Source organism: Heyndrickxia coagulans DSM 1 = ATCC 7050 (assembly GCF_000290615.1).
Lineage (GTDB): Bacteria > Bacillota > Bacilli > Bacillales > Bacillaceae_C > Weizmannia > Weizmannia coagulans.
The window spans coordinates 1-1,801 of sequence record NZ_ALAS01000249.1; the positions used below are offsets into that span (position 1 = coordinate 1).

The 1,801-nt window shown below is 35.8% G+C and carries 2 protein-coding genes; one reads left to right on the forward strand and one right to left on the reverse strand.

Features of this window, described 5'->3' with window-relative positions:
• Window positions 1-198 precede the first annotated feature (198 nt).
• A complete protein-coding gene (locus IC21_RS13240; protein ID WP_029143158.1) occupies window positions 199-783 on the reverse strand; it encodes a TetR/AcrR family transcriptional regulator in 585 nt (194 codons plus the stop codon).
• A 175-nt stretch (window positions 784-958) separates the two neighbouring features.
• Here IC21_RS13240 and IC21_RS13245 point away from each other — a divergent pair, with 175 nt between their 5' ends.
• Window positions 959-1,507, forward strand: coding sequence for a hypothetical protein (locus IC21_RS13245; RefSeq protein ID WP_014096362.1), 549 nt, complete (start codon window positions 959-961; stop codon window positions 1,505-1,507).
• The last annotated feature ends 294 nt before the right edge of the window (window positions 1,508-1,801 follow it).

A 1,801-nucleotide genomic window follows, 5' to 3' on the forward strand; every position in this document is an offset into this window, starting at 1 on the left:
GTCTTTTTTCTTTAGTGGAATAAATCAACGACCTTTAATTGTCTGACTGCTTACAGTTTCAGGGGATATAGCATTTTGGCAAGGGCTCTGAAACATAAAACTTCTTAAACATTATACTTGAAAATGAATCAAAATATAGAAGAGAGACACCGCGAATGAAAAGGGGCGTGTTTTCTAACCCCTTAAATGTACCGAAAATTAAAAATGACAAATTTCGTCGATATGATGAGCCAATATCGAGATAATCCGCTCTTTTGTCAGTCTTGTTGGGTTCAAGATGGCGTGAATAGCCAATCCGTCAATTAATGCACACAATCTCTCCGTTTCCAAATCTTTGTCGATCTCTTTTTTTAGAAATTGCGCCCGATCCAGTGAATCCAACAGCTTTTGAATCCCCTCCAAAATCCCATCATTTTGGCTTTCCCTGTTTCCTTTATTGCGGAAATATAATACAAATTCAAGCCAAACCTCCATTTCAGCTCTTGTCGTTTCATTTGTCGGAACAATTTCCAAAAGCATCTGTAAAATCATTTCCTTTGGCGGCAAGTTTTTTAAAGCAATTTTTTCAACCCGTTCAGCCACTCTCTCTTTCACCAGATCCATCGCGTAAATTAACAATTCTTCTTGGGTGGAGAAATAGTGTCTAAGAGCGCCTAATGATAGCCCCGCTTTCCTAGCAATATTTCGTACTGTCGCCCCTTTCATTCCTTGCTCTAAAATAACTTGCCAAGTCGCTTCAGCAATTGCTTTTTTTCTATTATCATGATCAACAATTTTTGGCATACTATCAGTTTACCATAAAAATTTAAATAATACACTTGTATTAAATAAAAATGTTTGTTATGATTTATTTAGCACATTTGTATTAAAAAACGGTGATGCCTGGTGTTTGGGAAAAATCGTTATCAAAATTTTTCCCTGTATTTTGATTCTTATTTTGTAAAAAAAGGTGATGGAAATGAATTGGATAATTTGGTTAATAATTGCTTGTGAAATCGGCTTTTGGGTTTTTATTTTACTTGGGTTGAGTTTCCGTTATTTATTGAAGAAGGAGAAGCTGGGTTTCATCTTTTTGGCACTAACACCTGTTGTAGACCTGATCTTGATAATTGCTGCAACTTTCGACCTTTATAGCGGGACGACGGCAACAAAAGCTCATGCACTCGCAGCTATCTATATTGGTATTTCTGTTGGATTTGGAAAAAGCATGATTCGTTGGGCTGATGAGCATTTTCAGTACTATATCACAAAAACCGGACCAAAACCGGTTAAATTATATGGATTACAATTTGCCAAACAGAATTTGAAAAGCTGGGGGCGTCATCTTCTTTCGTACTTAATTGGGGCAAGTTTAATTGGAATTATTTACTATTTTATTAATGACTATGAACGGACAAAGGCGCTTATTCAAGTACTGGGGATTTGGTCGCTTGTTTTAATCATTGATTTACTTATTTCCCTTTCCTATTTTGTATTCCCAAGACAACCAGGAAAACCAACAATATAAAACTAGTTCTGTGACATTTAAAAAAACAAGGAAAAGGTTCTCAAGGGCATTTAGGTAAAGCGGTCATTATCCTCCGTAATTTAATGGGGAGATGAATTACCGTCTTTTTTTTATAATTTAGGACTATATCTTGTAGTTAGGGCTTGCTGAATAAGCAAAAATTCCAGATTTGACAAGGATTTTGGCTACTTTTGTCGAATATAGAGTGTAAGGATTTCAAAGGAAACACGTAAAAAACCTTGCACTTGGAGGCTGTTACGATGTACAAAAAGACCGAACATCAATTAACTTTTG

What these genes read in the sequence shown, in the direction of transcription:
- IC21_RS13245 (WP_014096362.1), top strand. Translation starts at nt 959, where the DNA reads ATGAATTGGATAATTTGGTTAATAATTGCTTGTGAAATCGGCTTTTGG.
- IC21_RS13240 (WP_029143158.1), bottom strand. Translation starts at nt 783, where the DNA reads ATGCCAAAAATTGTTGATCATGATAATAGAAAAAAAGCAATTGCTGAA.